Genomic DNA, 24,006 nt, shown 5'->3' on the forward strand with positions numbered 1-24,006 from the left:
GCTTTCAGAAAGTTTGATTAGGCTTCTGCGCGTGGGGTCGAGCCGAGGCGCTCGATATACGCATGGATCAGCGTGACCATGTCCTTGGCCGCGATCGCCGCGTACTTCAGGGTCTGCTCGTGCGACAGCGCGAACGGCGACAGGCCTTCGGCCAGGTTGGTGATCGCCGAGACGGCCGTCACTTTCAGGCCGCAGTGGCGCGCCGCGATGACTTCCGGGATCAGCGACATGCCGACGACGTCCGCGCCCAGCGTCTTGAAGGCGCGGATTTCGGCGACGGTCTCGAAGTGCGGGCCGGCGGCGGCCAGGTACACGCCTTCGTTCAGGACGATGCCCTTCTCTTTTGCCACGGCTTTTACCTGCTCGCGCGTCTCGGCGTCGTAGGCGTTGGACATGCTGAAGAAGCGCGGGCCGAAGCGCTCGTCGTTCGGGCCCGACATCGGGCTTCCCGGCAGGAAGTTGATGTGATCGGTGATCGCCACCAGCGAGCCGGCGTCGGCTTCGATATTGAGCGAGCCGGCGGCATTGGTCACGAACAGCAGTTCGCAGCCGATCTGCTTCAGGGTGCGCACGGCATTGGTCATCACGCCCGGGCCGTAGCCCTCGTAGAAGTGGCCGCGGCCCTTCATGCAGGCGACCGGCACGCCCGCCAGTTCGCCCAGCACCAGTTCACCGGCGTGGCCGTGCACGGTGCTGATCGGGAAGCCCGGCAGTTCGGCGTAGCTGATCGACACCGCGTCGGTCAGTTGTTCGGCCAGCACACCCAGTCCGGAGCCGAGGATCAGCGCGACGCGCGGCGCGAAGCCCGGCTTGCGGGCACGGATGATGTCGGCGGCTTCGAATGGGAGATTGCTGGACATGATATTCCTTGTGAGGTCTGGCGATACTGGGGGATGGGAGTGAGGGCTGGAGCAGCGTGCGCAGGTGCGGCAGCATCCGGCCAGCCCGATATTATAACTATGCATGAATGCCGATATGTATGGCAAATACACTTTTTCTTCCCGATTTATATGATTTCGCGATAAATTCGGGGGTGCCGCTGACGTTGACCGCGCAGCGACAAATGTTTAGTATGTCTAAACATAAGTTTATATCATCCTGCCGCGCGATGCCCAAAAAAGACCAGTTGTATGCGCTGATCCGCTCCAACCCCTTCATTTCCCAACAAGACCTGGGCGCGCACCTGGGCCTGTCGCGTTCGGCCGTGGCCAACTACATCGCCACGCTCGTGCGCGAGCGACGCATTCTCGGCCGCGCCTACGTGCTGCCAGACCACCGCCCGGTCGTTTGCATTGGCGCGGCCAATCTCGACCGCAAACTGCGCTCGATTGGGGCGCTGGTCCTTGGCACCTCGAACCCGGCGCGCCAGAGCGAATCGTTCGGCGGCGTGGCGCGCAATATCGCCGAGAACCTGGCGCGCCTGGGCGCCCCGACGGGTCTCATCACGGCCGTCGGCCCGGACGCCTCGGGCCGCGCGCTGCTCGCGCACGCCGACGAAGCCGGTATCGACACGCGCGGCGTGCTGCTCGTCGAGGGCGCGGCCAGCGGCACCTACACGGCGGTGCTCGACCAGGACGGCGAAATGCGCGTGGCGCTGGCCGACATGGCGATCAACGAAGCGCTCACGCCCGCGTTCTTCGCCAGCCGCGCCCCGCAACGCGCGGGCGCCGCGCTGATCGTGGCCGACCTGAACCTGCCACACGATGCGGTGGCAGCGCTACTCGGCGACGCGCTGGCGGGCGGCGTGCCGATGGTCGCCGTCGCCGTGTCCGAGCCGAAGATCGAGCGCCTGCCGCGCGACCTGCGCGGCCTGCGCCTGTTGATCCTGAACCTGGGCGAACTGGCGGCCCGCGCCGGCCACGCCATGGACACCGACGCCGCCATTGCCGACGCCTGCGGCGCCCTGCAGCAGGACGGCGCGCAGGACGTGATCGTCACGCGCGGCGCGCTGGGCGTCATGTTGACGACGCCGGACGGCTTGCGCAGCCTGCCCGCCCCGAAGGCCGACGTCGTCGACGTCACCGGCGCCGGCGACGCCTTTGCCGCCGCCGTCTGCTGGAGCCTGTACAGCGGCGAAGCATCCCTTGAAGTGGCCTGCCGCCGTGGCCTGGAACTGTCCACCATGACGATCGGCTGCGCGCAGACCGTCTGCCCGCAACTCGCACCCGGCCTGTTCGACAGCCCGGCATCCCTCCTTGACTAGATAGAGAGCACCCATGCACAACTTCCTCCTGTTCTCGCCCGAAGTGGCCGCCGCGCGCACCGCCGGCAAACCGATCGTCGCCCTCGAATCGACCATCATCTCGCACGGCATGCCGTACCCGCAAAACGTGCACACCGCGCGCGAAGTCGAGCAGATCATCCGCGACGCCGGCGCCGTGCCGGCCACCATCGCCGTCATCGGCGGCAAGATCTGCATCGGCCTGTCGGAAGAACAGCTCGAGCTGCTCGGCGCCTCGCCCGACGCCATGAAAGTGAGCCGCCGCGACCTGGCCTACGTGCTGGCGCAGGCGCGCCTGGGCGCGACCACCGTCGCCGCCACCATGATCTGCGCCCAGCTGGCCGGCATCGAGGTGTTTGTCACCGGCGGCATCGGCGGCGTGCACCGCGGCGCCGAAACGAGCTTCGACATCTCGGCCGACCTGCAGGAACTGGCGCAGACCAGCGTGGCCGTGGTGTGCGCCGGCGTCAAATCGATCCTCGACATCGGCCTGACGCTCGAATACCTCGAAACGCATGGCGTGCCGGTGCTGAGCGTCGGCCAGCCGGGCTTCCCGGCCTTTTTTACGCGCGAGAGCGGCTACCAGGCCGACTTCCAGATCGACTCGCCCGAAGAGCAGGCGGCGTTCATCCGCACCAAGTGGCAGCTCGGCCTGGCCGGCGGTGTCGTGGTCAGCAATCCGGTGCCGGGCGACGCGGCGATGGCGCCGACCGAGATCGACGCCATCATCACCCAGGCGTTGAACGAGGCGCAGCAGCAGAACATCACCGGCAAGAAGGTCACGCCGTTCCTGCTGGGCCGCATCAAGGAGCTGACGGGTGGCCGCAGCCTGGCCACCAATATCGCGCTGGTCAAGCACAATGCCCTGATCGGCGCGCGCCTGGCCGTGGCGCTGAACCACCGCGCAGTCTGAGCTGTACGCCAGCGCCATGTCGATCGACCTGAAACAACTGAAGTACTTCCTGGCGGTGGCTGAAGAGAAGAGCTTCTCGCGCGCCGCCGAGCGCCTGCACATTTCGCAGCCGCCGCTGTCGCAGCAGATCATGAAGCTCGAAAGCGAACTTGGCGTGCGCCTGTTCACGCGCACCACGCGCAGCTTCGAGCTGACCGTGGCCGGGCGCGCGCTGATGGTCGAAGCGGCCGACCTGCTGGGCCGGATGCGCATGACGATCGACACCATCCGCCAGATCGACCGCGGTGAAGTGGGCCGGCTGCGCGTGGGCATCGTGGGCTCGGCGATGTGGGGCCCGATTCCCGGCCTGCTCGAACGCTTCCAGACCGATTTTCCGCGCGTGACGTGGACCATCCACGAACTGGGCCCGAACGACCAGTGGGAAGCGCTGCGAAGCAAGCAGATCGACGTGGGTTTCTGGCGCGAGCCGCGCATCGAGCCGGACGTGCTGAAAGCGGCCAACCTGCGCCAGGAGCTGTGCTTCAAGGAGCAATTCTGCGTGGCGGTCAATGCGCGCCATCCGCTGGCCGGGCGCGATTCGATCTCGCTACTTGAGATCGCCGGCGAACCGATGCTGACGCTGCACCTGGACCAGTCGGCCGAGCCGCGCTACCTGATGCAATGCTGCGTCAACGCGGGCTTCGAGCCGACCATCTTCCAGGAAGCGGCCGAGCCGCAGACACTGCTGGCCATGGTGGGGGCGGGCCTGGGCGTGGCCTTGATGCCGGAAACCACGAGCCGGATTGGCTGGCCGGGGGTGCGGTTCTTGCCGATTCACGAGCATGCGCCGTCGGCGAACCTGTATATCAGTTATCCGGCGCAGGACGATGCGCCGGTGGTGCGGGCGTTCTTGAAGATCTTGTTTCCTGATCAGCAGCCAGGCTGATCGGAACACCACCACCCTCCAGGCCGTCGTTCCCGCCAGTGGCGGGAACGACGGTCTTTGGGCTAACGGATTCAGACGACGCCGCTCGCTGCACACTCCCGAACCGTTTTTGTCCCACAATGCATTGCCCTAGCGCATGCTTATGCACAGTTTCTAGGCAGAAAACCACGCACGATTGAGTTCAATTAACTATTTTTTAACTTTGCCTCCGGTATGATAGTTATCAAGACTATCAATAAGCACAGGAGCTCGTATGACTACCGCAACACCGCGCTACGACGGGCTCCGCCTGAAAAAATTCGACGACGCCGTCTTCGATGACATCGACACGCTGCGCTCTGCCATCGACGACCGCATCGAACATCTGTTGAGCGGCAATAGCCAGTCCGACAGCCTGGCCAAGGCCATGCGCACCTCGGCCCTCTCGGCCGGCAAGCGCATGCGCCCGTTGCTGGTGATGCTCGTCGCGCGCGACCTCGGTTGCGCCTCCCCCGCCCTGATCGACGTGGCCTGTTCAGTTGAACTGGTGCATGCGGCGTCGCTGATTCTCGACGACCTGCCATGCATGGACGACGCCAGCCTGCGTCGCGGCAAGCCGGCCATTCACATCCAGTTCGGCGAAGACGTCGCCATCCTGGCCTCGGTCGCCCTGCTCAGCCGCGCCTTTGGCGTGCTGTCGCAAGCCCAGGACATCCCGCCCGTCACCCGCGCGCGCCTGGTGGCGACGCTGGCGCAGACGGTCGGCGACCAGGGCCTGGTGCGCGGCCAGTTCGAAGACCTGCACGGCGGCGCGCGTTCGCCCGAAGCCATCGCCACCACCAATGAACTCAAGACCGGCCTGCTGCTGGGCGTGGCCGTCGACATGGCGGCGATCATCTGCCACGCCGACGACGGCGTGGCGCAGCAATTGCGCGCCTTTGCGCTGGCGGCGGGCCAGGCCTTCCAGATCAAGGACGACTTCCTCGACGGCGCCGGCAACGACAGCGCCATCACGGGCAAGGACACCGGCAAGGACATCGGCAAGGCCACCCTGATCAACACGCTCGGCGTCGACGAAGCACAGCGCCGCCTGTCGGCCTGCCTGGCCGAAGCCGACCGCTGCCTGGGCGCCGCTGTCGGTGGCAAGGGCCGCACGCGGCACTTCATGGGCGCGCTGTTCGCCAAAGAGGCCAAGGGCGCGCGCTTCATCCCCGAACTGATGGCCGAACCTGCCAAGCCGCGCGAACTGCGCCCAAGCCCACAGCTGGCCGAGCTGCGCCTGAACTGACCCGCAATTACTGACTCTCTGAACCCTTCACCCTCTCGCATGGCGCATTTCGCGGTCGTGGCTCCGGCCCTGTATAGCCACTTCAATACGCTGATGGTGCTGGCGCGCGAACTCGTCGCGCGCGGCCACCGCGTCACATTCATCCACCGCCCGGATGCCGCCGCCTATGTAAAAGACGCGCGCATCGGCTTTCACGCCATCGGCGCAGCCACCCACCCGGCCGGTTCGCTGCCCGCGATGCTCGCGCGCGTGGCCAATCCCGGCAGCCCGCTCGGCTTGCGCCGCGTGATCCTCGACATGGCCGCCAGCACCGGGATGCTGTGCCGCGAACTGCCAGCGGCACTGAAAGAACTGCGTGTCGACTGCCTGCTGGCCGACCAGATGGAAGCGGCCGGCGGCCTGGTGGCCGAACACCTCGGCATGCCATTCATTTCGATCGCATGTGCCTTGCCGGTGAACCGCGAGGCCGGCATCCCGCTGCCGGTGATGCCCTTCGTGTACGAAGACAGCGAACGCGCCTTCAAGATCGTCGAAGGCAGCACGCGCGTGTATGACTGGATGATGGGCCCGCACCACCGCGCGATCGCGGCGCAGGCCGAACGCCTTGGCTTGCCCCCGCGCGGCATGCTGCACGAATGCCTGTCGCCGCTGGCGCAGATCGCGCAGATCGTGCCGGGCTTCGATTTTCCGCGCCGCGAGCTGCCGCCGCACTTCCACCATGTCGGCCCGCTGCACGCGGCGAATGCAGCACCTGTCCTGGCGCCCGACGAGCTGGCGGCGTTCCTGCCGGCGGCCGCCAGCACGCGCCCGTTCATCTACGCCTCGCTCGGCACGCTGGTGAGCGACCGTTTCAGCCTGTTCAAGCGGATCGCCAAGGCCTCCCGCAAGCTCGACGCAGATCTGCTGATCGCCCACTGCGGCGGCCTGAATGACGCGCAGGTGCGGGCGTTGGAAGCCATCGGCACCACGCGCGTGCACGCCTACGTGCCGCAACTGGCCGTGCTCGCGCGCGCCGACGCCATCGTCTCGCATGCGGGCGCCAACACCATCATGGAAGCGGTGGCCGCGCGCACGCCGATCCTGGCGCTGCCGATTGCGTTCGACCATCCGGGCGGCGCGGCCCGCGTCGAGTATGCAGGCGTGGGCTTGCGCGCCTCGCCGCGCATCAGCAGCGTGGCCGACCTGACGCGCAAGCTGCGCCGCCTGCTCGATGAACCGGCGTTTGCCGCCCGCATGGCGCCGCTGGCCGATGAAATCCGCGCCGCTGGCGGCGCGCCGCGCGCGGCCGACATCATCGAGACCGTACTGAACCTGCCGACGGCGCTGGCCAGCCATGGATGATCGCACCAGCACGCGCCACGACCTGATCCTGGTCGGCGGCGGCCTGGCCAACAGCTTGATCGCGTGGCGCCTGCACACCGAGCGCCCGGAATTGCGCATCCTGCTGCTCGAACAGGGCCGGCACCTGGGCGGCAACCATACCTGGTCGTTCCACGACACCGACCTGACCGAGGCCCTGCGGCGCTGGATCGCGCCGCTGGTGTCGCATCGCTGGCCGGGCTATGACGTCGTGTTTCCCGAGCACGCGCGCGCGCTCACAGGCGGGTACGCCAGCATCGCCTCGCCCGATCTTGCACGCACGATCGAAGCGGCCCTCGGCCCGCTGCTGCGCACCGGCGTGCACATCGCCGAAATCACGCCCACCAGCGTGCTGCTGCACGATGGCGAGACCCTGCATGCACACGCCGTCATCGACGGGCGCGGCATCCGCGGCAGCCGCCACCTGGCGCTCGGCTACCAGACTTTTCTCGGCCAGGAAGTGCGCCTGCACGCGCCGCACGGCTTGACCCAGCCCGTGATCATGGACGCCAGCGTGGCCCAGCAAGGCGGCTACCGCTTCGTCTACCTGCTGCCGTTCGGGCCCGACCGCGTACTGATCGAAGACACCCATTACGTCGACAGCGCCGCGTGGGAACCAGAGCGCCTGCGCGCGAATATCGCCGCCTACGCCGCAGGGCGCGGCTGGCAGATCCGCGACGTGCTGCGCGAAGAGCAAGGTTCGCTGCCGATCGTGCTGGCCGGCGACTTCGACCGCTTCTGGGATGAGCTTGAAGGCCAGCCGAGCGTCGGCCTGCGCGCCGGCCTGTTCCACCCGACCACCGGCTATTCGCTGCCGCACGCGGTGCGCCTGGCCGAACGCATCGCCGCCCTGCCCGATCTTGCTGCACCTTCCCTATTCGCGGCGATCCGCGACGAAGCGCGCGGCGAATGGCAGCGCCAGGGCTTTTTCCGCATGCTCAACCGGATGCTGTTTTTGGCCGGCAGCGCCGACCATCGCTGGCGCGTGATGCAGCGCTTCTACCGCTTGTCCGCGCCGCTGATTGCGCGCTTCTACGCCGGTCGCCTGACGCTTGCCGACAAGGCGCGCCTGTTGACCGGCAAGCCGCCGGTGCCGGTGCTGGAAGCATTCGTCGCCGTCCGCAAGACACAACCTCACCAGATCAGGAATTCCGAATGAACCAGATGAAAATCGAACCCAAGCGCGCCGTCGTGATCGGCGCCGGCTTCGGTGGCCTGGCCCTGGCCATCCGGCTGCAGGCCGGCGGCACGCAGACCACGCTGCTCGAAAAGCGCGACAAGCCGGGCGGCCGTGCCTATGTCTATGAAGACCAGGGCTTCACGTTCGACGCCGGCCCCACCGTCATCACCGATCCGACCGCGATCGAAGAGCTGTTCACGCTGTGCGGCAAGAAGATCGCCGACTACGTCGAGATGCTGCCGGTGGCGCCGTTTTATCGCCTGTGCTGGGAAGACGGCAGCTTCTTCGACTACGCGAACGACCAGGAATCGCTCGACCGCCAGATCCACGCCCGCAATCCGGCCGACGTGGCCGGCTACCAGCGTTTTCTGGCCTACTCGAAAGCGGTGTTCGACGAGGGTTACCTGAAGCTGGGCGCCGTGCCGTTCCTGTCGTTTCGCGACATGATCAACGCCGGCCCGCAACTGGCGCGCCTGGAGGCCTGGAAGAGCGTCTACAGCATGGTCTCGCGCTTCGTGAAGGACGAGCACCTGCGCCAGGCGTTCTCGTTCCACTCGCTGCTGGTAGGCGGCAATCCATTCGCCACCAGCTCGATCTACACGCTGATCCACGCGCTCGAACGGCGCTGGGGCGTGTGGTTCCCGCGCGGCGGCACTGGCGCGCTGGTGAACGCCCTCGTGCGCCTGTTCCAGGACATGGGCGGCCAGATCGAACTGAACGCCCCCGTGGCGCGCATCGAAACCGTCGGCAACCTGGCCAGCGGCGTGCGGCTGGAAGACGGCCGCTGGTTCCCGGCCGACGCGGTGGCATCGAACGCAGACGTCGTGCACACCTACGCCAACCTGCTGAGCAACCACGGTCGTGGCAGCAGCCAGGGCGAGGCGCTGCGCAAGAAGCGCTTCAGCAATTCGCTGTTCGTGCTGTACTTCGGCCTGAATAAACACCACGCGCAGTTGCAGCACCACACGGTCTGCTTCGGCGCGCGCTACAAGGGCCTGATCAACGAGATCTTCAAGGGCGACAAGCTGGCCGACGATTTCTCGCTGTACCTGCACGCGCCGTGCGTGACCGACCCGTCGCTCGCGCCGCCGGGCTGCGGCAGCCATTACGTGCTGGCGCCCGTGCCGCACCTGGGCAATGCGCCGATCGACTGGGACGTCGAAGGGCCGCGCTACCGCGACCGCATCTTCGACTACCTCGAGCAGCGCTATATGCCGGGGCTGCGCAGCCAGCTGGTCACGAGCCGCATCTTCACGCCGCATGATTTCCGCGACGAGCTCAATGCGCACGTCGGTTCAGCCTTCTCGCTCGAGCCGATCCTGACGCAAAGCGCCTGGTTCCGCCCGCACAACCGCGACGCCGAGCTGCCGAACCTGTACCTGGTCGGCGCCGGCACCCATCCCGGTGCGGGCGTGCCGGGCGTGATCGGTTCAGCCAAGGCCACGGCCGGCCTGATGCTCGAAGGTGTCAATGCCGGGGCCCATGCCGGAGGCCTGCGATGACGGCGCAGGGCGACCAGAACCTGATGGAACACGCGACCCAGACCATCGAGGTCGGGTCCAAGAGCTTTGCGGCGGCGGCCAAACTGTTCCCGCCCGCCACCCGGCGCAGCGTGCTGATGCTGTACGCATGGTGCCGCCATTGCGACGACGTGGTCGACGGCCAGGAGCTGGGCTTTGCCAGCGTCCCCATCGCCCAGGCGTCGCACGATGCGCCGTTCGAGCTCGATCGCCTGTACGACAGCACCCGCCGCGCCTACGAGGGCGAGCCGATGCGCGATCCGGCCTTTGCCGCATTCCAGGAAGTGGCCCTGGGCCATTCGATCGCGCCGCGCTATGCCTACGATCACCTGGCCGGCTTCGCGATGGACGTCAACGAGGCGCGCTATCGCACGATCGACGACACGCTGCGCTACTGCTACCACGTCGCCGGCGTGGTCGGCCTGATGATGGCGTCGATCATGGGCGCTCGCGACGAAGCGGTGCTCGATCGCGCCTGCGACCTGGGCCTGGCATTCCAGCTGACGAATATCGCGCGCGACATCATCGACGATGCGGCCATTGGCCGCTGCTACGTGCCCGACGACTGGCTGCTCGACGCCGGCATCCCGCCCGACCTGGTCGCGCTGCCGCGCCACCGGGCGGCGCTGGCGACGGTGGCCGCGCGCCTGGTGGACCATGCAGAGCCGTATTACGCGTCGGCGTCGATCGGCCTGGCGGCGCTGCCGCTACGCTCGGCGTGGGCCATCGCCACGGCGCGCAATGTGTATCGGCAGATCGGTGTGGAAGTCAAACGGCGCGGTGCGCGCGCGTGGGATGAGCGGGTGGGAACATCGAAGGCGACCAAATTGCGCCTGCTCGCGCTGGGCGGCGTGCAGGCGCTGGCCTCGCGCCTCGCGCCTAGTCGCGCACTGCCGGCGCGGCGTGGTCTGTGGCAGCGCCCTGGCCGCGCGGACCCCGCAGCTGGTTCTGCTGCGCCTGCAACTGCTGCTTGAGTTTCGTGACGGGCGGCGCGTACAGGAAGCCGAACGACACGGCGCCCTCCTTGCCCTCGACCGCGTGATGCATGCGGTGGGCCTGGTACAGGCGCTTGAAGTAGCCGCTGCGCGGCACGTAGCGGAACGGCCAGCGCTGGTGCACCAGGCCGTCGTGGGCGATGAAGTACAACAGGCCGTAGCCGGTCATGCCGGCGCCGATCCATTCGAGGCGTCCGTAGCCGCGCGTGCCGAACCAGATCAGGCCGATGGCGATGCCCGCGAAAACCACGGCGTACAGGTCGTTTTTTTCGAACCAGCCGGTGCGCGGCTCGTGGTGCGAGCGGTGCCAGCCCCAGCCGAAGCCGTGCATGATGTACTTGTGCGCGACGATGGAAAACACTTCCATGAAGGCGATGGTGGCCAGGACGATGAGCGCGTTGAGCAGCATGATGAAGTAAGCGCCTTGTTGGTAATGGCGGGCATGGGAGCAGATGCCGACAGCCTATCATGACGGCCGGTGCGCACGGTAGCGCGGCGCGGCCGGCAGGCGGTCAAACACGCTACACGATCAATTCAACCTTTGGAGTTTCAATGCAATCGACTTACCGTAGTGTAGTTCTCGCCGCAGCGTTCTGCGCCACCGCCAGCGCCTCGGCCGCCTCGATCGAAGTGCGCGTCCAGGGCGTCACGGCCAAGGGCAAGGTGCTCGTCGCCGTGTGCGACAAGAACACCTTCCTGAAAGACTGCGCGTATTCGGGTTCGGCCCCGGCCAGGGCCGGCGAGACGGTCGTCAACGTCGACGGCGTGCCGGCCGGTTCGTGGGCCGTGCTGTCGTATCAGGACGAGAACGACAACGGCAAGCTCGACCGCAATGTGCTGGGCATCCCGAAAGAGCCGTACGCGTTCAGCCGCGACGCGCGCGGGCGTTTCGGTCCGCCGAGCTTCGAGGATGCGGCGTTCGAGCTGCGTGACGAGAAGGCGGTGACGACGATCAAGCTGCGGTAATGCAACGCGGTTAGCACCACCACCCGCCGAACCGTCGTTCCCGCGCAGGCGGGAACCCAAGTTTGCATGCGTCACCACAAGCATATGCGTCAGTGGCAGCGCGTGAGACTTAGGTTCCAGCCTTCGCTGGAACGACGGTTTGACGGGTGGTGGTGAAGAATTAGTGCGTCGCGCCGCCTGCTTCGCGCAGGTCGGCATCGACGGCCAGCGTCACCTCCACCGCCAGCTTGATCCCCGCAATGATGTCCTCCAGCGCCATCGACGGTGGTGCATCCTCCCGCAAGGCTGCCTGCTCGGGCAGGAACGGCACGTGGATGAAGCCTGCCTTGATCGCCTGCGGCTGCGCTGCCGCGTGGTGCATCAAGCCATAGAACACATGGTTGCAGACGAACGTGCCGGCCGTTTGCGAGACAGACGCAAGCAACTGGCGATCGCGCAGCGCGTGCACGATCGCCTTGATCGGCAGCGTCGAAAAATACGCGGCCGGCCCGTCTTGCGCGATGGTCGCATCGACCGGCTGCTGCCCGCCGTTGTCGAGGATCGACGCATCGTCGACATTGATCGCGACGCGCTCGACCGAGATGTCGGGCCGCCCGCCGGCCTGGCCGACCGCAATCACCACATCGGGGTGCAGCTCGTCGATCAGCGCCGCCAGGTCTTCATTGGCGTCGCCGAAAATGCACGGCAACTGGCGCACCTCGACCTGGAAGTGTTCGCCCTGCCAGCCTTCCAGCGACCGCACGGCCTCCCAGGCCGGGTTGATGGTGGCGCCATTGAACGGCTCGAAGCCGGTGAGCAGGACAGTCTGTATCATTGTGCAACCCCGATCACAAATTCATCAAAAAGTAGAGCAGGAAGATATTCGCCACCAGGATCGGCAGCGCACTCGGGATCTGGGCCCGGATCACGGCGTTCTTGTCGGGCAGTTCCAGCAAGGCCGCCGGCACGATATTGAAGTTGGCCGCCATCGGTGTCATCAATGTACCGCAATACGCGCTGAACATGCCGATGGCCGCCATCACGGCCGGGTTGGCGCCATACACGCCCACCAGCACGGGAATGCCCACGCCGCCCGCCATGACCGGAAACGCCGCAAAGCCGTTGCCCATCACGATCGTAAACAGCGCCATGCCGAGGCAGTACACGGCCACCGCGACAAAGGCCGAGTCCAGCCCGATATAGGTCGTCGTCAGGTGCGCGACCGCCTTGCCCACGCCGGCCTCCGAGAACAGCAATCCCAGCACCGCCAGGATGTGCGGCAGCACGACCGCCCAGCTCATGGCGTCGACCAGGCGGCGCGCCTCGCGCACGCCCTGCAGCGGCGAAGCGCGCGTAAGCCAGCACGCGGCGATCAGTGCCACGACCGCGCCGCAACCCATGCTGACGATGGTGATGTGCGCCGGGTCGAGGAGCAGCAGGCCGCCCAGCTCTACGTCTTTCAGCAACGTCGCGCCGATGACAGTCACCAGAGGCAGCAGCAGCGCCGGAATGAACAGGCGATTACCCAGGCGCGCGGCGCTGGCCTGGCGCGCTTCCGGCGCCAATGCGTTGGGCTGGCCGGCCTTCACGCCGCCGAAGCCGGCCAGCAGCGCCATGCCGATCATCAGCGCGCCCACCGCCGCCGGCGGCATCGCTTCGCCGGCCAGGTACAAGAGCGCGTACAGCCCCCAGAACAAGGCGGTGGTGACGCGGCGCGGATTGCTGCGGTCCACCAGGTTCATGATGGCCACCCCCGCCAGCAGCAGGCCGACGAGGATGTAGAAGTGATCGATGCTGAGCGTCATGCGGCGTCCCGATCGGGCTGACGTTCAAACGCGACGGCGCGCGCGATCTCGGCGTCCAGACGCCGCAGGTTCCACGCGTGGATGACGAACGCCGTGATCGCGGTGGGGATGCCCCACAGCGCAATGTGCAGCGGATTGACCTCGATGCCTTCGGCTTGCAGGATGGTGTGCATCAGGACGATCGCGCCGAACGCGACAAAGATGTCTTCACCGAAGAACAGGCCGATATTGTCGGTCGCGGCCGACATCGCGCGGATGCGGTGGCGCACGCGCTCGGGCAGCGGGCCGTGCTGGGTTTCGGCGGCCGCTTCGGCCATCGGCGCCACCAGCGGGCGCACCATCGTCGGATGGCCGCCCAGGCTGGTCAGGCCCATCGCCGCCGTGCTCTCGCGCGCGAACAGGTAGACGATCAAGAGGCGCCCGGCAGTGGCCGAGCGCACCTTGCCGATGGCCGCCTGGGCGCGGTCGCGCAGGCCGAAGCGCTCGAGCAGGCCGATGGCCGCCAGCGGCAGCAGCAGGATCAATGGCAGGTTGCGGGTCTTGAGAAAGGCGGCGCCCAGCGACTCGAGTAGCGTCATGACGGACATGGCGGCGGCCACGCCGGTCACGCCGCAGGCGGCGACGGCGACCAGCACCGGATTGGCGCGCAGCAAAAAGCCCACGACGATGACGGCCACGCCGAGCAGTGGCCACAGATTGACAGCAGTTTGCATTGCATTCCCCGGCGTTGATGAACGCGGGCAATCTTACCCGATGTTCATGCCCCGCCGGCACGAATGTCAGCCCGGCCGGATGGGATTGGTCGCCAGGTCGCCGACCACCGTATTCCACTGGCGCACGTGGAAGGCGCGCACGAGGCCATTGAGCACATACGGATCGCGCGCCGCGAACAGCTGCGCCGGCTCGGCCGTGTCGCAATCGAATACCAGGATGGCCGTGTCGGCCGGCTCGGCGATCGCGCCGGCAAGGATCAGCTCACCGCGTTCCTGCGCTTCCCAGGCCAGCGCCAGGTGTGCGTCGCGAAACTCGGCGCGGCGTTCGAGATAATCGGGGGCAAGCTCATACGTCAGAAGGAAATGCACGAAGACTCCATGAGAGTGGCGCGTGGGCCGGATACACGGATCGTACCGGAAAGCCGCGGAAGCCGGGAGCGCATTCTGTCCGGAATGGCGCGTACGCCATGTTGGATTAAAACAACTTTCTTGGCCGATTCAAGGGCCTGCGGTCGGCATAGAAGAATGCTTCTAAGAACAAAATGAAGCAGCAGGCGTAGACTTGTCGGCATGGATACCTCGAAAAAAATGGCGGCAGGCCTCACTGGCCTGGCCAGCATGGTGTGGCTGGGCCTGACGGCTGCCGTCGCGGCCAACCAGCGCCGCCTGGTGTTCAATCCGACGCTCGAGCGCGAAGTCAAGAGCCCCCGTTCGAGCGGCCACCGCACCCGTCCAGTCGTCCTGCGCGCCAGGGATGGCACGCGCCTGGCCGGCTGGCTGATGACGCCGAACATTCCCGGCCCGCGCCCGGCCGTGCTGTACTTTGGCGGGCGCTCCGAAGAAGTGTCGTGGGTCGTGCGCGACGCCGGCAAGCTGTTCCCCAACATGACCGTGCTGGCGATGAACTACCGCGGCTACGGCGACTCGCACGGCATCCCGGCCGAAATCCACATGATCGAAGACGGCTGCCTGCTGTACGACTGGCTCGCCACGCGCGGCCAGGTCGACCCGCAGCGCATCGCCGTGGTCGGCCGCAGCCTGGGTTCGGGCGTCGCGGTGCAGGTGGCCAAGGCACGCCCCGCCCACTCGGTGGTCCTGATCACGCCGTACGACTCGATCCTGGCCATCGCCAAGCGGCGTTTCCGCGTCATGCCGATCGAGTACATGCTGCGCGACCGCTTCGAGTCGATCAAGCACGCGCCAGCGCTCAAGGCGCCGACGTACGTACTGCGCGCCGCCAGCGACGACGTGGTGCCGCACTTTCACACCGACCTGCTCGTGGCCAAGCTCGGCGCGCTGGTGGCCGACGACGTGGTGCCCGAGTCCGACCACATGAACATCCCCTACCTGGCATCGACCCAGGCCATGATCGCGGGTTTTCTCACGCGCCAGTTCAGCGCGCCCGTCACGCCGGCCGCCGCCGCCGCCGTGGCCAGCGCGGTGGCCAGTGCAGAACCACCGGTGGAAGCGACCGTGGCGGCGATCGTGGCGGCGCCCGAATTGGCCCTCGCCGCAAAATAATTGCCGAAAGTTGTCAGCACTTATATTTCCAGCGAATAAATTGGGAAGTAAAATCGTATTTGTCATCAACTTGCAGCTTGATGCATATTTGACAGCTTGTGCCCGAAGGGCGTGAGCCTGGCCCGAACGACTCTCCCGGATACAAACCGTAACCACTTGCACAGCGTCGGGCTGCGACAATCGCACGGCCGATCCCATCGCAAGGCATGCGGCGGGTACAATATCGCTATTCCAGGAGCTCAACCATGAAATTCAAGCAACTCAGCATCACCGTGGCGGCCATGTGCCTCGCTGGCAGCGCGCTGGCAGCGCCGTCGACCGCACCGATCGCCGCGCCGAAATTCGGCATGGTCTACGATGCGGGCGGCAAGTTCGACAAATCGTTCAACCAGTCGGCCTTCGAAGGCCTGCAGCGCTTCTCGAAAGAGACCGGCGTGAAGGTGTTCGAAGTCCAGGCCAATAGCGATACCCAGGCCGAGCAGGTCATGCGCGGCCTGGCGCGCAAGAAGGTCGACCTGATCGCCGCCATCGGTTTCTCGCAAACCCAGGCCGTGCAAAAAGTCGCCCGCGAGTTCCCGAACGTGCGCTTCGTCCTGATCGACAGCGTGGCGCAAGGCGCCAACATCGAATCGGTGATGTTCAAGGAACAAGAGGGTTCGTACCTGGTCGGCGTCGCTGCGGCCATGGCCTCCAAGACCAAGAAGCTCGGCTTCGTCGGCGGCATGGACATTCCGCTGATCCGCGCGTTCGCCTGCGGCTACGGCCAGGGCGCCAAGGCGCAGGCGCCGAAAGTCGAGATCGTCCAGAACATGGTCGGCACCACGGCCGCGGCCTGGAACGATCCGGCCAAGGGCGGCGAACTGGCGCGCGCGCAGTTCGATCGCGGCGTGGACGTGGTCTTCGCCGTGGCCGGCGGCAGCGGCATGGGCGCGCTGCAGATGGCCAAGACCAAGGGCAAGCTTGCGGTCGGCGTCGACTCGAACCAGAACTACCTGCATCCGGGCACGATGCTGACCTCGATGGTCAAGCGCGTCGACGTGGCCGTGTACGACTCGTTCATGGCCGTCAAGAAGGGCACCTGGAAATCAGGCGTGACCTACAAGGGCCTGAAAGAAGGCGGCGTCGACTGGGTGCTCGACAAGGACAACCGTGCGGTGGTCACGCCAGCGATCGAACAGCGCGTGAACGCCGTGCGCCAGGACATCATCAACGGCAAGATCAAGGTCATCGATTACCGCGCCGGCAGCTCCTGCCCGGTCTGATTTTTCACTCCCATTGAAAGCGCGCCGCGCCAGTTGATACTGGCCCGGCGCGCTTTTGAATGATAAGAACACTCTATCTTTACGACGGATCGCAATGCAGCCAGCCGTAGAATTTCGCAACGTAAGCAAGGCCTTCGGGCCGGTGCAGGCGAACGCCGACGTCAGCTTCTCGATCGCCAAGGGCTCGATCCATGGTGTGATCGGCGAGAATGGCGCCGGCAAATCCACCCTGATGAGCATCCTGTACGGCTACTACCATGCCGACAGCGGGCAGCTCGTCATCAATGGCAAGGAGCAGCAGATCCGCTCGAGCCAGGAAGCCATCGCGCTCGGCATCGGCATGGTGCACCAGCACTTCATGCTGGTCGAGAACATGACGGTGCTCGACAACGTGATGCTCGGGGCCGAAGGCGCCTTCAAGCTGTCGAAAAAACGCCGCGAGATTGAAGTAAAGCTGCGCGAAATTTGCGCGCGCTACCATCTCGACGTCGATCCGCTGGCCGTCATCAGTGACTTGTCGGTGGGCGCGCAGCAGCGCGTCGAAATCCTCAAGCAGATCTACCGCAGCGCCGAGATCCTGATCCTGGACGAGCCGACCGCCGTGCTCACCACGCAAGAGATCGCGTCGCTGTTCGACATCCTGCGGCTGTTCAAGGAACAGGGCAAGACCATCATCCTGATCACCCACAAGCTGGGCGAGATCATGGATATCACTGACCAGGTGACCGTGATGCGCGCGGGCCGCCTGGCCGGCGCCGTCGCCACCGTCGACACCAGCAAGGAGCAGCTGGCCAATATGATGGTGGGCCGCCCGATCGAAGGCAACCTGCCGCGCAAGCCGTACGCGCCGGGCGCCCCGGTGCTGCAGGTCGAGAACCTGCAACTAAAGGATGCCAACGGCGTGCAGCTTCTGGGCGACATCGCCCTGAACGTGCGCGCCGGCGAGATCGTCGCCATTGCCGGCGTGTCGGGCAACGGCCAGAGCGAGTTGATGGAAATCCTGTCGGGCATGCGCCTGCCGACGTCCGGCGCCGTGGCGCTGGGCGGCCAGCCCCTGCCCTTCGCGGGCCGCTCGAACGCCGACGGCCTGCCGGCCGTGCTGCGCGACATGGGCATCGGCCACGTGCCGGAAGACCGCCTGCGTGACGGCGTGATCAAGGATTTCTCGGTCATGCAGAACACCGTGTTCGGCTACCAGGACCGCGTCACCAAGGGCCTGGGCCTGTTCGACTTCGACGCCATCGCCAAGCGCTGCGCCCACTTGCTTGAAGCCTTTGATGTGCGTCCGAAAGACCCGAACGTGCGCATCGGCCTGCTCTCGGGCGGCAACCAGCAGAAGGTCGTGATCGCGCGCGAAGTGTCCGCGTCGCCCAAATTGCTGCTGGTCGGCCAGCCCACGCGCGGCGTGGACATTGGCACCATCGAGAGCATCCACACGCAGCTGCTGCGCTTGCGCGACGAGGGCGTGGCGATCCTGCTGGTGTCGACCGAGCTGGAAGAAGTGCGAGCGCTCGCTGACCGCATCATCGTGATGTCGGGCGGGCGCATCACCGGCGAACTGCCGATCGACGAATTCGACACCACCCGCATTGGCCTGTTGATGGGCGGGATGCACAAATCATGAAAACCACTGAACTCCCACGCTGGGCCTCGGGCTTCGTCCTGCCGGTCCTGAATCTGCTATCTGCCCTGCTGGTCGCGGCGCTCGTGATCCATTTGCTGGGCGAGAGCCCGACCGAGTCGCTGCAAATTTTGGTCAACAGCGCCGTCGTCAATCCGGAAGGCCTGAGCTATACGCTGTTCTATGCATCGACGTTTGTCTTTACGGGCCTGGCGGTGTCGATCGCGATGAAGGCAGGCCTTTTCAACATCGGCGCCGAAGGCCAGATGTACCTGGGCGGCCTGGGTCTGACCCTGGCGATGCTGGCCTTCGACGCCACGCTCTCGCCGTGGCTGCTGATCCCGCTGGCGATCGTGGCCAGCGCCGTCTTTGGCGCGGCCTGGGCCTTCTTGCCCGGCTACCTGCAGGCCAAACGCGGCAGTCACGTGGTGGTCACGACCATCATGTTCAACTTTATTGCCGCCGGCCTGATGAACTTCATCATCGTCAAGTACATGATCCCCGAGGGCGACCAGAACCCGGCCAGCCGCGTGTTCTCGGATGCCGCCGCGATCCCGCTGCTCTCGACCTGGCTGCCGTTCTTCGGCGAGAACACGCCGTTGAACCTGGCCTTCATCCTGGCGCTGATCGCGCTCGTGGTCTACTGGGTGGCGGTATCGCGTTCGAGCTGGGGTTACCGCCTGCAGGCCACGGGCCTGAACGCCCACGCCGCGCACTATGCGGGCGTGCGCATCAGCCGCACGATCATCGTGGCGATGCTGATCTCGGGCGCCCTGGCCGGCCTGGCGGCGGTGAACTCGATCCTCGGTTCGACCCACTACCTGAGCCTGAACTTCCCGGCCGGCGCGGGCTTCATCGGCATCGCCATTGCACTGATGGGCCGCCAGCACCCGATCGGCATCCTGCTCTCGTCGATCCTGTTCGGCGCGCTGATCCAGGGCGGGTTCGACCTGTCGCTGGAAAAGCCGAACATCCCGCAAGAGACCTTCATTTTCATCCAGGGCCTGATCATCCTGTTCTGCGGCGCCATGGAAAACATGTATGCGCCGGCGGTTCTGAAGCTGATCAATGCTACACGTAGCGCACGCAAGGGATAAGCCATGGAAGACTTCCAGTTCGCCAGTATCGTCGTCTCCACCATCCGCAACGCGCCGGTGCTGATGTTCGCGGCCATGGCCGGCCTGTTCGCCGAGCGCAGCGGCGTGGTCGACATCGGCCTCGAAGGCAAGATCCTCGCGTCGGCCTTTGTTTCGGCCGGCGTGGCCTACACCTACCAGGACCCGTGGCTCGGCATCGCCGCCGGCATCGTCGCCTCGGTCGTGCTGGCGCTGATCCAGGCGTTTGTCTCGATCACGCAAAAGGGCAACCAGCTCGTGGCCGGCATCGCCATCAACATCGCCATGAGCGGCCTGACGTTCGTCGTGGCCCAGTACTTCTTCCAGCAGGGCGGGCGCACGCCGGACCTCGGCGACGCGCGCCTGGCGAGCGTGGTCCTTCCCGGCACTGACATGGTGGCCGATGTCCCGGTGCTCGGCTGGGTCTACGGCAGCCTGATTGGCGGGCATTCGGTGCTGGTGTACCTGGCCTTTGCCCTGCTCCCGATCGTGCACTGGGTGCTGTTCTACAGCCGCTTCGGCCTGCGCCTGCGCGCCTGCGGCGAAAACCCGCATGCGGCCGACGCAGCCGGCATCTCGGTCCAGCGCACCCGCTACACGGCGATGATCATCGCCGGCGTACTGTGCTCATTCTCGGGCGCCTACCTGTCGATCGTCCAGAGCGGCTTCTTCTTGCGCGACATGTCGGCCGGCGCCGGCTACCTGGCGCTGACGGCGCTGGTGTTCGGCAACTGGCGGCCGGTGCACACGGTGCTGGGCTGCATGATGTTCGGCTTCTTCGCCGCGGTGCAGATCCAGATCGAGGGCGTCGACCTGCCGGTGGTGGGCCGTATCCCGGGCTCGCTGATCCAGATGATTCCGTACATTGTCACCGTGGTCGTGCTGGCGGGCCTGATGGCCAAGTCGGTGGCGCCGAAAGCGCTGGGCAAGCCGTTCGTCAAGTCACGCTGACGCGCTTGTATTGATCCTGCCCGCTACCGCTGCGGGCAGGACCGTATTTTCCGGTTTACATCGGACAATACTACTGGTCGTGTTTACGCAGCAGGCGTGAGTATCACGCCACAATCCTTCGAAGTAATTGTGCATAGCACAATTTTTCGGGATTTTCCGTTCTGAATCTGTGAGAATGTCATTCCACGTGGAAACTATCGTCGTTTCCGCGAATGCTGCATTCACTGACTCGGAACGCCATGACATTTCAAAACCTTAAAATCCGCACATTGATCCTCGGCGGCTTCGCCACCATCCTCGCGGCCATGCTGCTGCTGGTGGGCATCGGCCTGATCCAGATGCAGAAAGCGGAAGCCCTGACCGACAAACTGACCGGCGAGAGCATGCACCGCCTGGCCATGCTGCAGGAGTGGCAAGCCATCATCGAAACCAATGCGGCGCGCACCATCGCGGCGATCAAGATGGCCGATCCAGCGGACGAAAAATACTTCCTCGACGCGATTACCGAATCGTCGAAGCGTTCGGACGTGCTGCACAAGGAGCTGACCGCCAGCCTGGCCGGCAACCCCACCGCGATGGCATTGTTCGCCAAGGTCGACGAGCAGCGCGAAGGCTACCGCAATGCGCGCAAGAGCGTGATGGCGCAGAAGGCCGCCGGCAACGACGACGCGGTGCGCAACTTCCTCAATACCGACATGCTGCCGCGCGTGCAGTTGTATATCGAGAGCCTGCGCGCGATCGTCAAGTTCCAGCAGGACGTCGTGGCTGCCGATTCGGTACAGATCGACGAAAGCTTTGCAACCAGCCTGAACCTGCAGGTCACGCTGGCCGCGATCGCGCTGGTGGCCGGCGGCTTGTTCGCCTGGTGGATCGGCCGTCGCATCACCACCCCGCTCGGCGAAGCCGTGCTAGTGGCGCAAACCGTGGCCACCGGTGACCTGAGCAGCCATATCGTCGTCCAGGGCAACAACGAAACCGGCGCGCTGATGGGCGCCCTCAAGGACATGAACGACAACCTGGTCGGCATCGTCAGCCAGGTGCGCAGCGGCACCGAAACGATTTCCGAAGCGGCCGACCAGATCTCGGCCGGCAACCTCGAACTGTCCGCCCGTACCGAGCAGCAGGCCGGCGCGCTGGAAGAGACGGCGTCCTCGATGGAAGAGCTGACCTCGACCGTGCGCCAGAACGCCGACAACGCCCGCGAAGCCAACACGCTGGCGCAGAACGCCTCGCAAGTGGCTGGCCGTGGCGGCGACACCGTCGGCCGCGTCGTGCAGACGATGGACGCAATCACCACGTCGTCGAAGAAGATCGTCGACATCATCGGCGTCATCGACGGCATCGCGTTCCAGACCAATATCCTGGCCCTGAATGCAGCGGTGGAAGCTGCGCGCGCCGGCGAACAGGGTCGCGGCTTTGCGGTCGTCGCATCCGAAGTGCGCAACCTGGCCCAGCGTTCGGCCGCAGCGGCGAAAGAGATCAAGACCCTGATCGGCGACTCGAGCGCCAAGGTCGAGGAAGGCAGCCGCCTGGTGTCGGATGCCGGCGCGACGATGCAGGAAATTGTCGACAGTATCGGCCGCGTCACCAGCATCATGTCGGGCATCGCCATGGCCAGCCAGGAGCAGTCGGCCGGCATCGAGCAGGTGAACCAGGCGATCGCGCAAATGGACCAGGTGACGCAGCAGAACGCGGCGCTGGTCGAGGAAGCGGCGGCCGCGTCGACGTCGATGCGCGAGCAGGCGCAGGCGCTGTCGCAGCTGGTATCGACCTTCCGCTTCGAAGCGCAGCAGGGTCGGCCTACGCTCAAAAGCGCGGCGCGGCCGGCGCTGACGATGCGCGAACCCGCGTAACGCGGGGCTTTGTCTGTCTGTTGAAAACGCCGGGTTCGCCCGGCGTTTTTTTTATGGCGTGACTGGATTAATCTTCACAGTCACGCGCTGCAGGGCTCTTCACTCGAGGCATCTACCGTAACTGACATGCCGCCCTTTGCAGTAACAAGCTCATCGTTGAGACGCCTCGATCGCGACACATCTCCGACCTTCAGAATGAACAAAATCGAAAAGGAGGAAGTATGGCGATAGATGTGTATCTGCAACTGGACGGAATCAAAGGTGAATCTTCTGACAGTCAACACGCAGGCTGGATTGAATGTTCGATGATTGACTGGATGATCAGCCAGCCAAAATCTGCGACAAGCCCCTCCGCTGGCGGCCATACAGCTGAACGGTGCGAACATTCAAGCCTTGCCCTGCGAAAAGTCTCAGATCTCGCCACACCGATTCTTCTTCAATACTGCTCCATGGGGAAAACCATCCCTTCGGCCCGCCTCGAGTTTTTTCGCGCGGATGGACTTGGTGCCAGGGTCAAGTATTTCGACATCGTGCTGGCCAATGTCTTGATAGGCGAAGTCGCACCGGAAGTGTCTGAAGGCGATGTCCTTTCCGAGCATGTAAGCCTCAAGTACTCAAAGGTCCAATGGCGATACACGCAGCAAAAGGTAAGTGGCGGGACGGCGGGACTTACCGCTGGCGGGTGGGACTTTGACAACTACGGAAACTTCGTCAATTCGTCCAACAATGCAGATGCATTCTTCGTGATCGAGTGAGTCATGAGATTTCGAGACGCAGTTTTCTTCCCCCTCTTCGGCGTGATTCTGCAGGCAGTTGCCGACGCAGCCCCAAAAGCTTATGTGTGTCCCAAGTCGATTTCTGAGGCTGCCTTGCATGTCCTCGCGCCTGGCGAGGAGTGGAAGCCATTCGTGTCGTCGCCTCTTTACCTGAGTGGTGCAGCGCCTGCCGATGGACCACCGGCACGGCTAGGGATACTTCGCGAAGACACTGCTACAAAGACAAAGGCAGGATGGTCACGGCGCTACTCGCTTGACGGCCGATATCCGGAAGGAAAATGGCTAAGGTGCGACTACGGATCATTGGGCGAGGTTTCCATGGCAAAGCGGCTTCCTGATGATACCCAGTCATGTACGGTCAAAGGAAAGCAAGGCGAGCACGTCGGTGAAGCCCAGATAGAGGTCCACTGCTTGTAAATCACCTCCGGCAAGCTCTTGCCAGGTCTGTGCTGGCACAACCGATGTCATCAAGAGTGAATGGGCACGCGTTTTCTCGCCATCCTCGTTGACTATCTCGACTACCACTAACTTTCCAGGAGCAAAAATGACTCGCATGCACAACCCACCCCATCCGGGAGAGGTCATCCGGGAATACCTGGGCGACATGACGGTAACCGAAGCGGCTTCACGCCTAAGCGTCAGCCGCGTCACCCTGCAACGTGTCGTCGATGGCGCGGCTGGCGTGTCGCCGGATATGGCTTATCGCCTCGGCACCGCCCTTCGCACGAGCCCTGAACTCTGGGCGGGCATGCAGCTGCAATACGATTTGTACCAGGCCGGGAAAATCAAACGGACTAACGTCGAACGCATTGCAGCGTAAGAGGTACAGGACGCGAACGCCGAACGCCGGACCAGCCGGCGTTTTTTTAGGCGCTGTTATCGTTAAATAGTGACGAGAGCTGAACCGCTGAGCTGTTACGTAGTCCAACCCCTGTTGCCATCGACAGGAGCGGTCCATGAAAGCGCCTCGATTCACGGGCTGGTTCAGCAAGCTGCGCTTGTTGAACCAGCCACAGCGCCTGCGGGTGCTCGATGCATTGCACCCGGCAGCCGGCCTCGAGCAG

Annotated in this window: 25 protein-coding genes; 18 read left to right on the forward strand and 7 right to left on the reverse strand. The window is 65.1% G+C overall.

Translation table 11 applies throughout. The features are described from left to right. Positions 1 to 17: 17 nt before the first annotated feature. Positions 18 to 860 carry a xanthosine phosphorylase gene (gene xapA / locus AB2N08_RS20745; protein WP_367612800.1) on the reverse strand — a complete coding sequence of 281 codons (843 nt, stop codon included), beginning with the start codon at positions 858 to 860 and terminating at the stop codon, positions 18 to 20. Between the two features lie 248 nt (positions 861 to 1,108). Between xapA and AB2N08_RS20750 the strand changes: the two genes are divergently transcribed. From AB2N08_RS20750 to crtB, 8 genes are all read left to right on the forward strand, one after another. Next, positions 1,109 to 2,203, forward strand: coding sequence for a carbohydrate kinase (locus AB2N08_RS20750; protein ID WP_367612801.1), 1,095 nt, complete (start codon positions 1,109 to 1,111; stop codon positions 2,201 to 2,203). A gap of 13 nt (positions 2,204 to 2,216) precedes the next feature. Next, entirely contained in the window at positions 2,217 to 3,134 is a 918-nt protein-coding gene (locus AB2N08_RS20755; RefSeq protein ID WP_367612802.1) for a pseudouridine-5'-phosphate glycosidase, read from the forward strand. A gap of 16 nt (positions 3,135 to 3,150) precedes the next feature. Further along, positions 3,151 to 4,059 carry a LysR family transcriptional regulator gene (locus tag AB2N08_RS20760; RefSeq protein WP_367612803.1) on the forward strand — a complete coding sequence of 303 codons (909 nt, stop codon included), beginning with the start codon at positions 3,151 to 3,153 and terminating at the stop codon, positions 4,057 to 4,059. 253 nt (positions 4,060 to 4,312) lie between these two features. Next, the gene (locus AB2N08_RS20765) at positions 4,313 to 5,326 is read left to right on the forward strand and encodes a polyprenyl synthetase family protein (RefSeq protein ID WP_367612804.1); all 1,014 of its coding nucleotides are present in this window, start codon (positions 4,313 to 4,315) and stop codon (positions 5,324 to 5,326) included. A 39-nt stretch (positions 5,327 to 5,365) separates the two neighbouring features. Further along, positions 5,366 to 6,667 (forward strand): glycosyltransferase, encoded by a 1,302-nt coding sequence (locus AB2N08_RS20770; protein WP_367612805.1) that lies wholly within the window; start codon positions 5,366 to 5,368, stop codon positions 6,665 to 6,667. Beyond that, complete coding sequence (crtY, locus tag AB2N08_RS20775; RefSeq protein WP_367612806.1) at positions 6,660 to 7,844, forward strand: lycopene beta-cyclase CrtY; 1,185 nt, start codon at positions 6,660 to 6,662, stop codon at positions 7,842 to 7,844. The genes AB2N08_RS20770 and crtY overlap by 8 nt, the downstream gene beginning before the upstream one ends. After that, positions 7,841 to 9,367, forward strand: a complete 1,527-nt coding sequence (locus AB2N08_RS20780; RefSeq protein WP_367612807.1) for a phytoene desaturase — start codon at positions 7,841 to 7,843, stop codon at positions 9,365 to 9,367. The genes crtY and AB2N08_RS20780 overlap by 4 nt, the downstream gene beginning before the upstream one ends. After that, a complete protein-coding gene (gene crtB / locus AB2N08_RS20785) occupies positions 9,364 to 10,359 on the forward strand; it encodes a 15-cis-phytoene synthase CrtB (RefSeq protein ID WP_367612808.1) in 996 nt (331 codons plus the stop codon). Before AB2N08_RS20780 ends, crtB begins: the two co-directional genes overlap by 4 nt. On the opposite strand, the gene AB2N08_RS20790 is transcribed toward crtB, so the two are convergent. Next, positions 10,265 to 10,789, reverse strand: coding sequence for a sterol desaturase family protein (locus AB2N08_RS20790; protein WP_367612809.1), 525 nt, complete (start codon positions 10,787 to 10,789; stop codon positions 10,265 to 10,267). The two genes, crtB and AB2N08_RS20790, sit on opposite strands and share 95 nt — an antisense overlap. Before the next feature lie 143 nt (positions 10,790 to 10,932). Between AB2N08_RS20790 and AB2N08_RS20795 the strand changes: the two genes are divergently transcribed. Beyond that, positions 10,933 to 11,346 (forward strand): DUF2141 domain-containing protein, encoded by a 414-nt coding sequence (locus tag AB2N08_RS20795; RefSeq protein ID WP_367612810.1) that lies wholly within the window; start codon positions 10,933 to 10,935, stop codon positions 11,344 to 11,346. A gap of 160 nt (positions 11,347 to 11,506) precedes the next feature. On the opposite strand, the gene pcp is transcribed toward AB2N08_RS20795, so the two are convergent. From pcp to AB2N08_RS20815, 4 genes are all read right to left on the reverse strand, one after another. Continuing rightward, complete coding sequence (gene pcp, locus AB2N08_RS20800) at positions 11,507 to 12,160, reverse strand: pyroglutamyl-peptidase I (RefSeq protein WP_367612811.1); 654 nt, start codon at positions 12,158 to 12,160, stop codon at positions 11,507 to 11,509. Between the two features lie 13 nt (positions 12,161 to 12,173). Beyond that, the gene (locus AB2N08_RS20805; RefSeq protein WP_367612812.1) at positions 12,174 to 13,130 is read right to left on the reverse strand and encodes a DUF979 domain-containing protein; all 957 of its coding nucleotides are present in this window, start codon (positions 13,128 to 13,130) and stop codon (positions 12,174 to 12,176) included. Next, a complete protein-coding gene (locus tag AB2N08_RS20810) occupies positions 13,127 to 13,843 on the reverse strand; it encodes a DUF969 domain-containing protein (RefSeq protein WP_367612813.1) in 717 nt (238 codons plus the stop codon). Before AB2N08_RS20810 ends, AB2N08_RS20805 begins: the two co-directional genes overlap by 4 nt. Positions 13,844 to 13,909: 66 nt before the next feature. Further along, positions 13,910 to 14,212, reverse strand: a complete 303-nt coding sequence (locus tag AB2N08_RS20815) for a YciI-like protein (protein ID WP_367612814.1) — start codon at positions 14,210 to 14,212, stop codon at positions 13,910 to 13,912. A gap of 201 nt (positions 14,213 to 14,413) precedes the next feature. Between AB2N08_RS20815 and AB2N08_RS20820 the strand changes: the two genes are divergently transcribed. The 8 genes from AB2N08_RS20820 (at position 14,414) to AB2N08_RS20855 (ending at position 23,359) form a co-directional block, all read left to right on the forward strand. Then, positions 14,414 to 15,364 (forward strand): alpha/beta hydrolase, encoded by a 951-nt coding sequence (locus AB2N08_RS20820; protein ID WP_367612815.1) that lies wholly within the window; start codon positions 14,414 to 14,416, stop codon positions 15,362 to 15,364. A 245-nt stretch (positions 15,365 to 15,609) separates the two neighbouring features. Further along, positions 15,610 to 16,626, forward strand: coding sequence for a BMP family lipoprotein (locus AB2N08_RS20825; protein ID WP_367612816.1), 1,017 nt, complete (start codon positions 15,610 to 15,612; stop codon positions 16,624 to 16,626). A gap of 94 nt (positions 16,627 to 16,720) precedes the next feature. Further along, on the forward strand, positions 16,721 to 18,250 hold the full coding sequence (locus AB2N08_RS20830) for an ABC transporter ATP-binding protein (RefSeq protein ID WP_367612817.1): 1,530 nt from the start codon (positions 16,721 to 16,723) through the stop codon (positions 18,248 to 18,250). Further along, positions 18,247 to 19,344, forward strand: a complete 1,098-nt coding sequence (locus AB2N08_RS20835; RefSeq protein ID WP_367612818.1) for an ABC transporter permease — start codon at positions 18,247 to 18,249, stop codon at positions 19,342 to 19,344. Before AB2N08_RS20830 ends, AB2N08_RS20835 begins: the two co-directional genes overlap by 4 nt. A gap of 3 nt (positions 19,345 to 19,347) precedes the next feature. Beyond that, positions 19,348 to 20,313: an ABC transporter permease gene (locus AB2N08_RS20840; RefSeq protein ID WP_367612819.1), complete on the forward strand. Its 966-nt coding sequence runs from the start codon at positions 19,348 to 19,350 to the stop codon at positions 20,311 to 20,313. Positions 20,314 to 20,552: 239 nt separating this feature from the next. After that, entirely contained in the window at positions 20,553 to 22,166 is a 1,614-nt protein-coding gene (locus tag AB2N08_RS20845; RefSeq protein ID WP_367612820.1) for a methyl-accepting chemotaxis protein, read from the forward strand. A 221-nt stretch (positions 22,167 to 22,387) separates the two neighbouring features. Continuing rightward, positions 22,388 to 22,921, forward strand: coding sequence for an Hcp family type VI secretion system effector (gene tssD, locus AB2N08_RS20850; protein ID WP_367612821.1), 534 nt, complete (start codon positions 22,388 to 22,390; stop codon positions 22,919 to 22,921). Positions 22,922 to 22,924: 3 nt separating this feature from the next. Next, positions 22,925 to 23,359 (forward strand): STY0301 family protein, encoded by a 435-nt coding sequence (locus AB2N08_RS20855; RefSeq protein WP_367612822.1) that lies wholly within the window; start codon positions 22,925 to 22,927, stop codon positions 23,357 to 23,359. Here AB2N08_RS20855 and AB2N08_RS20860 read toward each other — a convergent pair. Further along, complete coding sequence (locus AB2N08_RS20860) at positions 23,291 to 23,497, reverse strand: hypothetical protein (protein ID WP_367612825.1); 207 nt, start codon at positions 23,495 to 23,497, stop codon at positions 23,291 to 23,293. The two genes, AB2N08_RS20855 and AB2N08_RS20860, sit on opposite strands and share 69 nt — an antisense overlap. Between AB2N08_RS20860 and AB2N08_RS20865 the strand changes: the two genes are divergently transcribed. Next, a complete protein-coding gene (locus AB2N08_RS20865) occupies positions 23,487 to 23,762 on the forward strand; it encodes a HigA family addiction module antitoxin (protein ID WP_367612823.1) in 276 nt (91 codons plus the stop codon). The two genes, AB2N08_RS20860 and AB2N08_RS20865, sit on opposite strands and share 11 nt — an antisense overlap. The last annotated feature ends 244 nt before the right edge of the window (positions 23,763 to 24,006 follow it).

Source organism: Massilia aurea, assembly GCF_040790145.1.
Lineage (GTDB): Bacteria > Pseudomonadota > Gammaproteobacteria > Burkholderiales > Burkholderiaceae_D > Telluria > Telluria aurea_C.

Excerpts from the sequence above, each read along its gene's own strand:
- xapA (WP_367612800.1), bottom strand. The coding sequence starts at position 860 with ATGTCCAGCAATCTCCCATTCGAAGCCGCCGACATCATCCGTGCCCGC.
- AB2N08_RS20750 (WP_367612801.1), top strand. The coding sequence starts at position 1,109 with ATGCCCAAAAAAGACCAGTTGTATGCGCTGATCCGCTCCAACCCCTTC.
- AB2N08_RS20755 (WP_367612802.1), top strand. The coding sequence starts at position 2,217 with ATGCACAACTTCCTCCTGTTCTCGCCCGAAGTGGCCGCCGCGCGCACC.
- AB2N08_RS20760 (WP_367612803.1), top strand. The coding sequence starts at position 3,151 with ATGTCGATCGACCTGAAACAACTGAAGTACTTCCTGGCGGTGGCTGAA.
- AB2N08_RS20765 (WP_367612804.1), top strand. The coding sequence starts at position 4,313 with ATGACTACCGCAACACCGCGCTACGACGGGCTCCGCCTGAAAAAATTC.
- AB2N08_RS20770 (WP_367612805.1), top strand. The coding sequence starts at position 5,366 with ATGGCGCATTTCGCGGTCGTGGCTCCGGCCCTGTATAGCCACTTCAAT.
- crtY (WP_367612806.1), top strand. The coding sequence starts at position 6,660 with ATGGATGATCGCACCAGCACGCGCCACGACCTGATCCTGGTCGGCGGC.
- AB2N08_RS20780 (WP_367612807.1), top strand. The coding sequence starts at position 7,841 with ATGAACCAGATGAAAATCGAACCCAAGCGCGCCGTCGTGATCGGCGCC.
- crtB (WP_367612808.1), top strand. The coding sequence starts at position 9,364 with ATGACGGCGCAGGGCGACCAGAACCTGATGGAACACGCGACCCAGACC.
- AB2N08_RS20790 (WP_367612809.1), bottom strand. The coding sequence starts at position 10,789 with ATGCTGCTCAACGCGCTCATCGTCCTGGCCACCATCGCCTTCATGGAA.
- AB2N08_RS20795 (WP_367612810.1), top strand. The coding sequence starts at position 10,933 with ATGCAATCGACTTACCGTAGTGTAGTTCTCGCCGCAGCGTTCTGCGCC.
- pcp (WP_367612811.1), bottom strand. The coding sequence starts at position 12,160 with ATGATACAGACTGTCCTGCTCACCGGCTTCGAGCCGTTCAATGGCGCC.
- AB2N08_RS20805 (WP_367612812.1), bottom strand. The coding sequence starts at position 13,130 with ATGACGCTCAGCATCGATCACTTCTACATCCTCGTCGGCCTGCTGCTG.
- AB2N08_RS20810 (WP_367612813.1), bottom strand. The coding sequence starts at position 13,843 with ATGCAAACTGCTGTCAATCTGTGGCCACTGCTCGGCGTGGCCGTCATC.
- AB2N08_RS20820 (WP_367612815.1), top strand. The coding sequence starts at position 14,414 with ATGGATACCTCGAAAAAAATGGCGGCAGGCCTCACTGGCCTGGCCAGC.
- AB2N08_RS20825 (WP_367612816.1), top strand. The coding sequence starts at position 15,610 with ATGAAATTCAAGCAACTCAGCATCACCGTGGCGGCCATGTGCCTCGCT.
- AB2N08_RS20830 (WP_367612817.1), top strand. The coding sequence starts at position 16,721 with ATGCAGCCAGCCGTAGAATTTCGCAACGTAAGCAAGGCCTTCGGGCCG.
- AB2N08_RS20835 (WP_367612818.1), top strand. The coding sequence starts at position 18,247 with ATGAAAACCACTGAACTCCCACGCTGGGCCTCGGGCTTCGTCCTGCCG.
- AB2N08_RS20840 (WP_367612819.1), top strand. The coding sequence starts at position 19,348 with ATGGAAGACTTCCAGTTCGCCAGTATCGTCGTCTCCACCATCCGCAAC.
- AB2N08_RS20845 (WP_367612820.1), top strand. The coding sequence starts at position 20,553 with ATGACATTTCAAAACCTTAAAATCCGCACATTGATCCTCGGCGGCTTC.
- tssD (WP_367612821.1), top strand. The coding sequence starts at position 22,388 with ATGGCGATAGATGTGTATCTGCAACTGGACGGAATCAAAGGTGAATCT.
- AB2N08_RS20855 (WP_367612822.1), top strand. The coding sequence starts at position 22,925 with ATGAGATTTCGAGACGCAGTTTTCTTCCCCCTCTTCGGCGTGATTCTG.
- AB2N08_RS20865 (WP_367612823.1), top strand. The coding sequence starts at position 23,487 with ATGACTCGCATGCACAACCCACCCCATCCGGGAGAGGTCATCCGGGAA.
- AB2N08_RS20860 (WP_367612825.1), bottom strand. The coding sequence starts at position 23,497 with ATGCGAGTCATTTTTGCTCCTGGAAAGTTAGTGGTAGTCGAGATAGTC.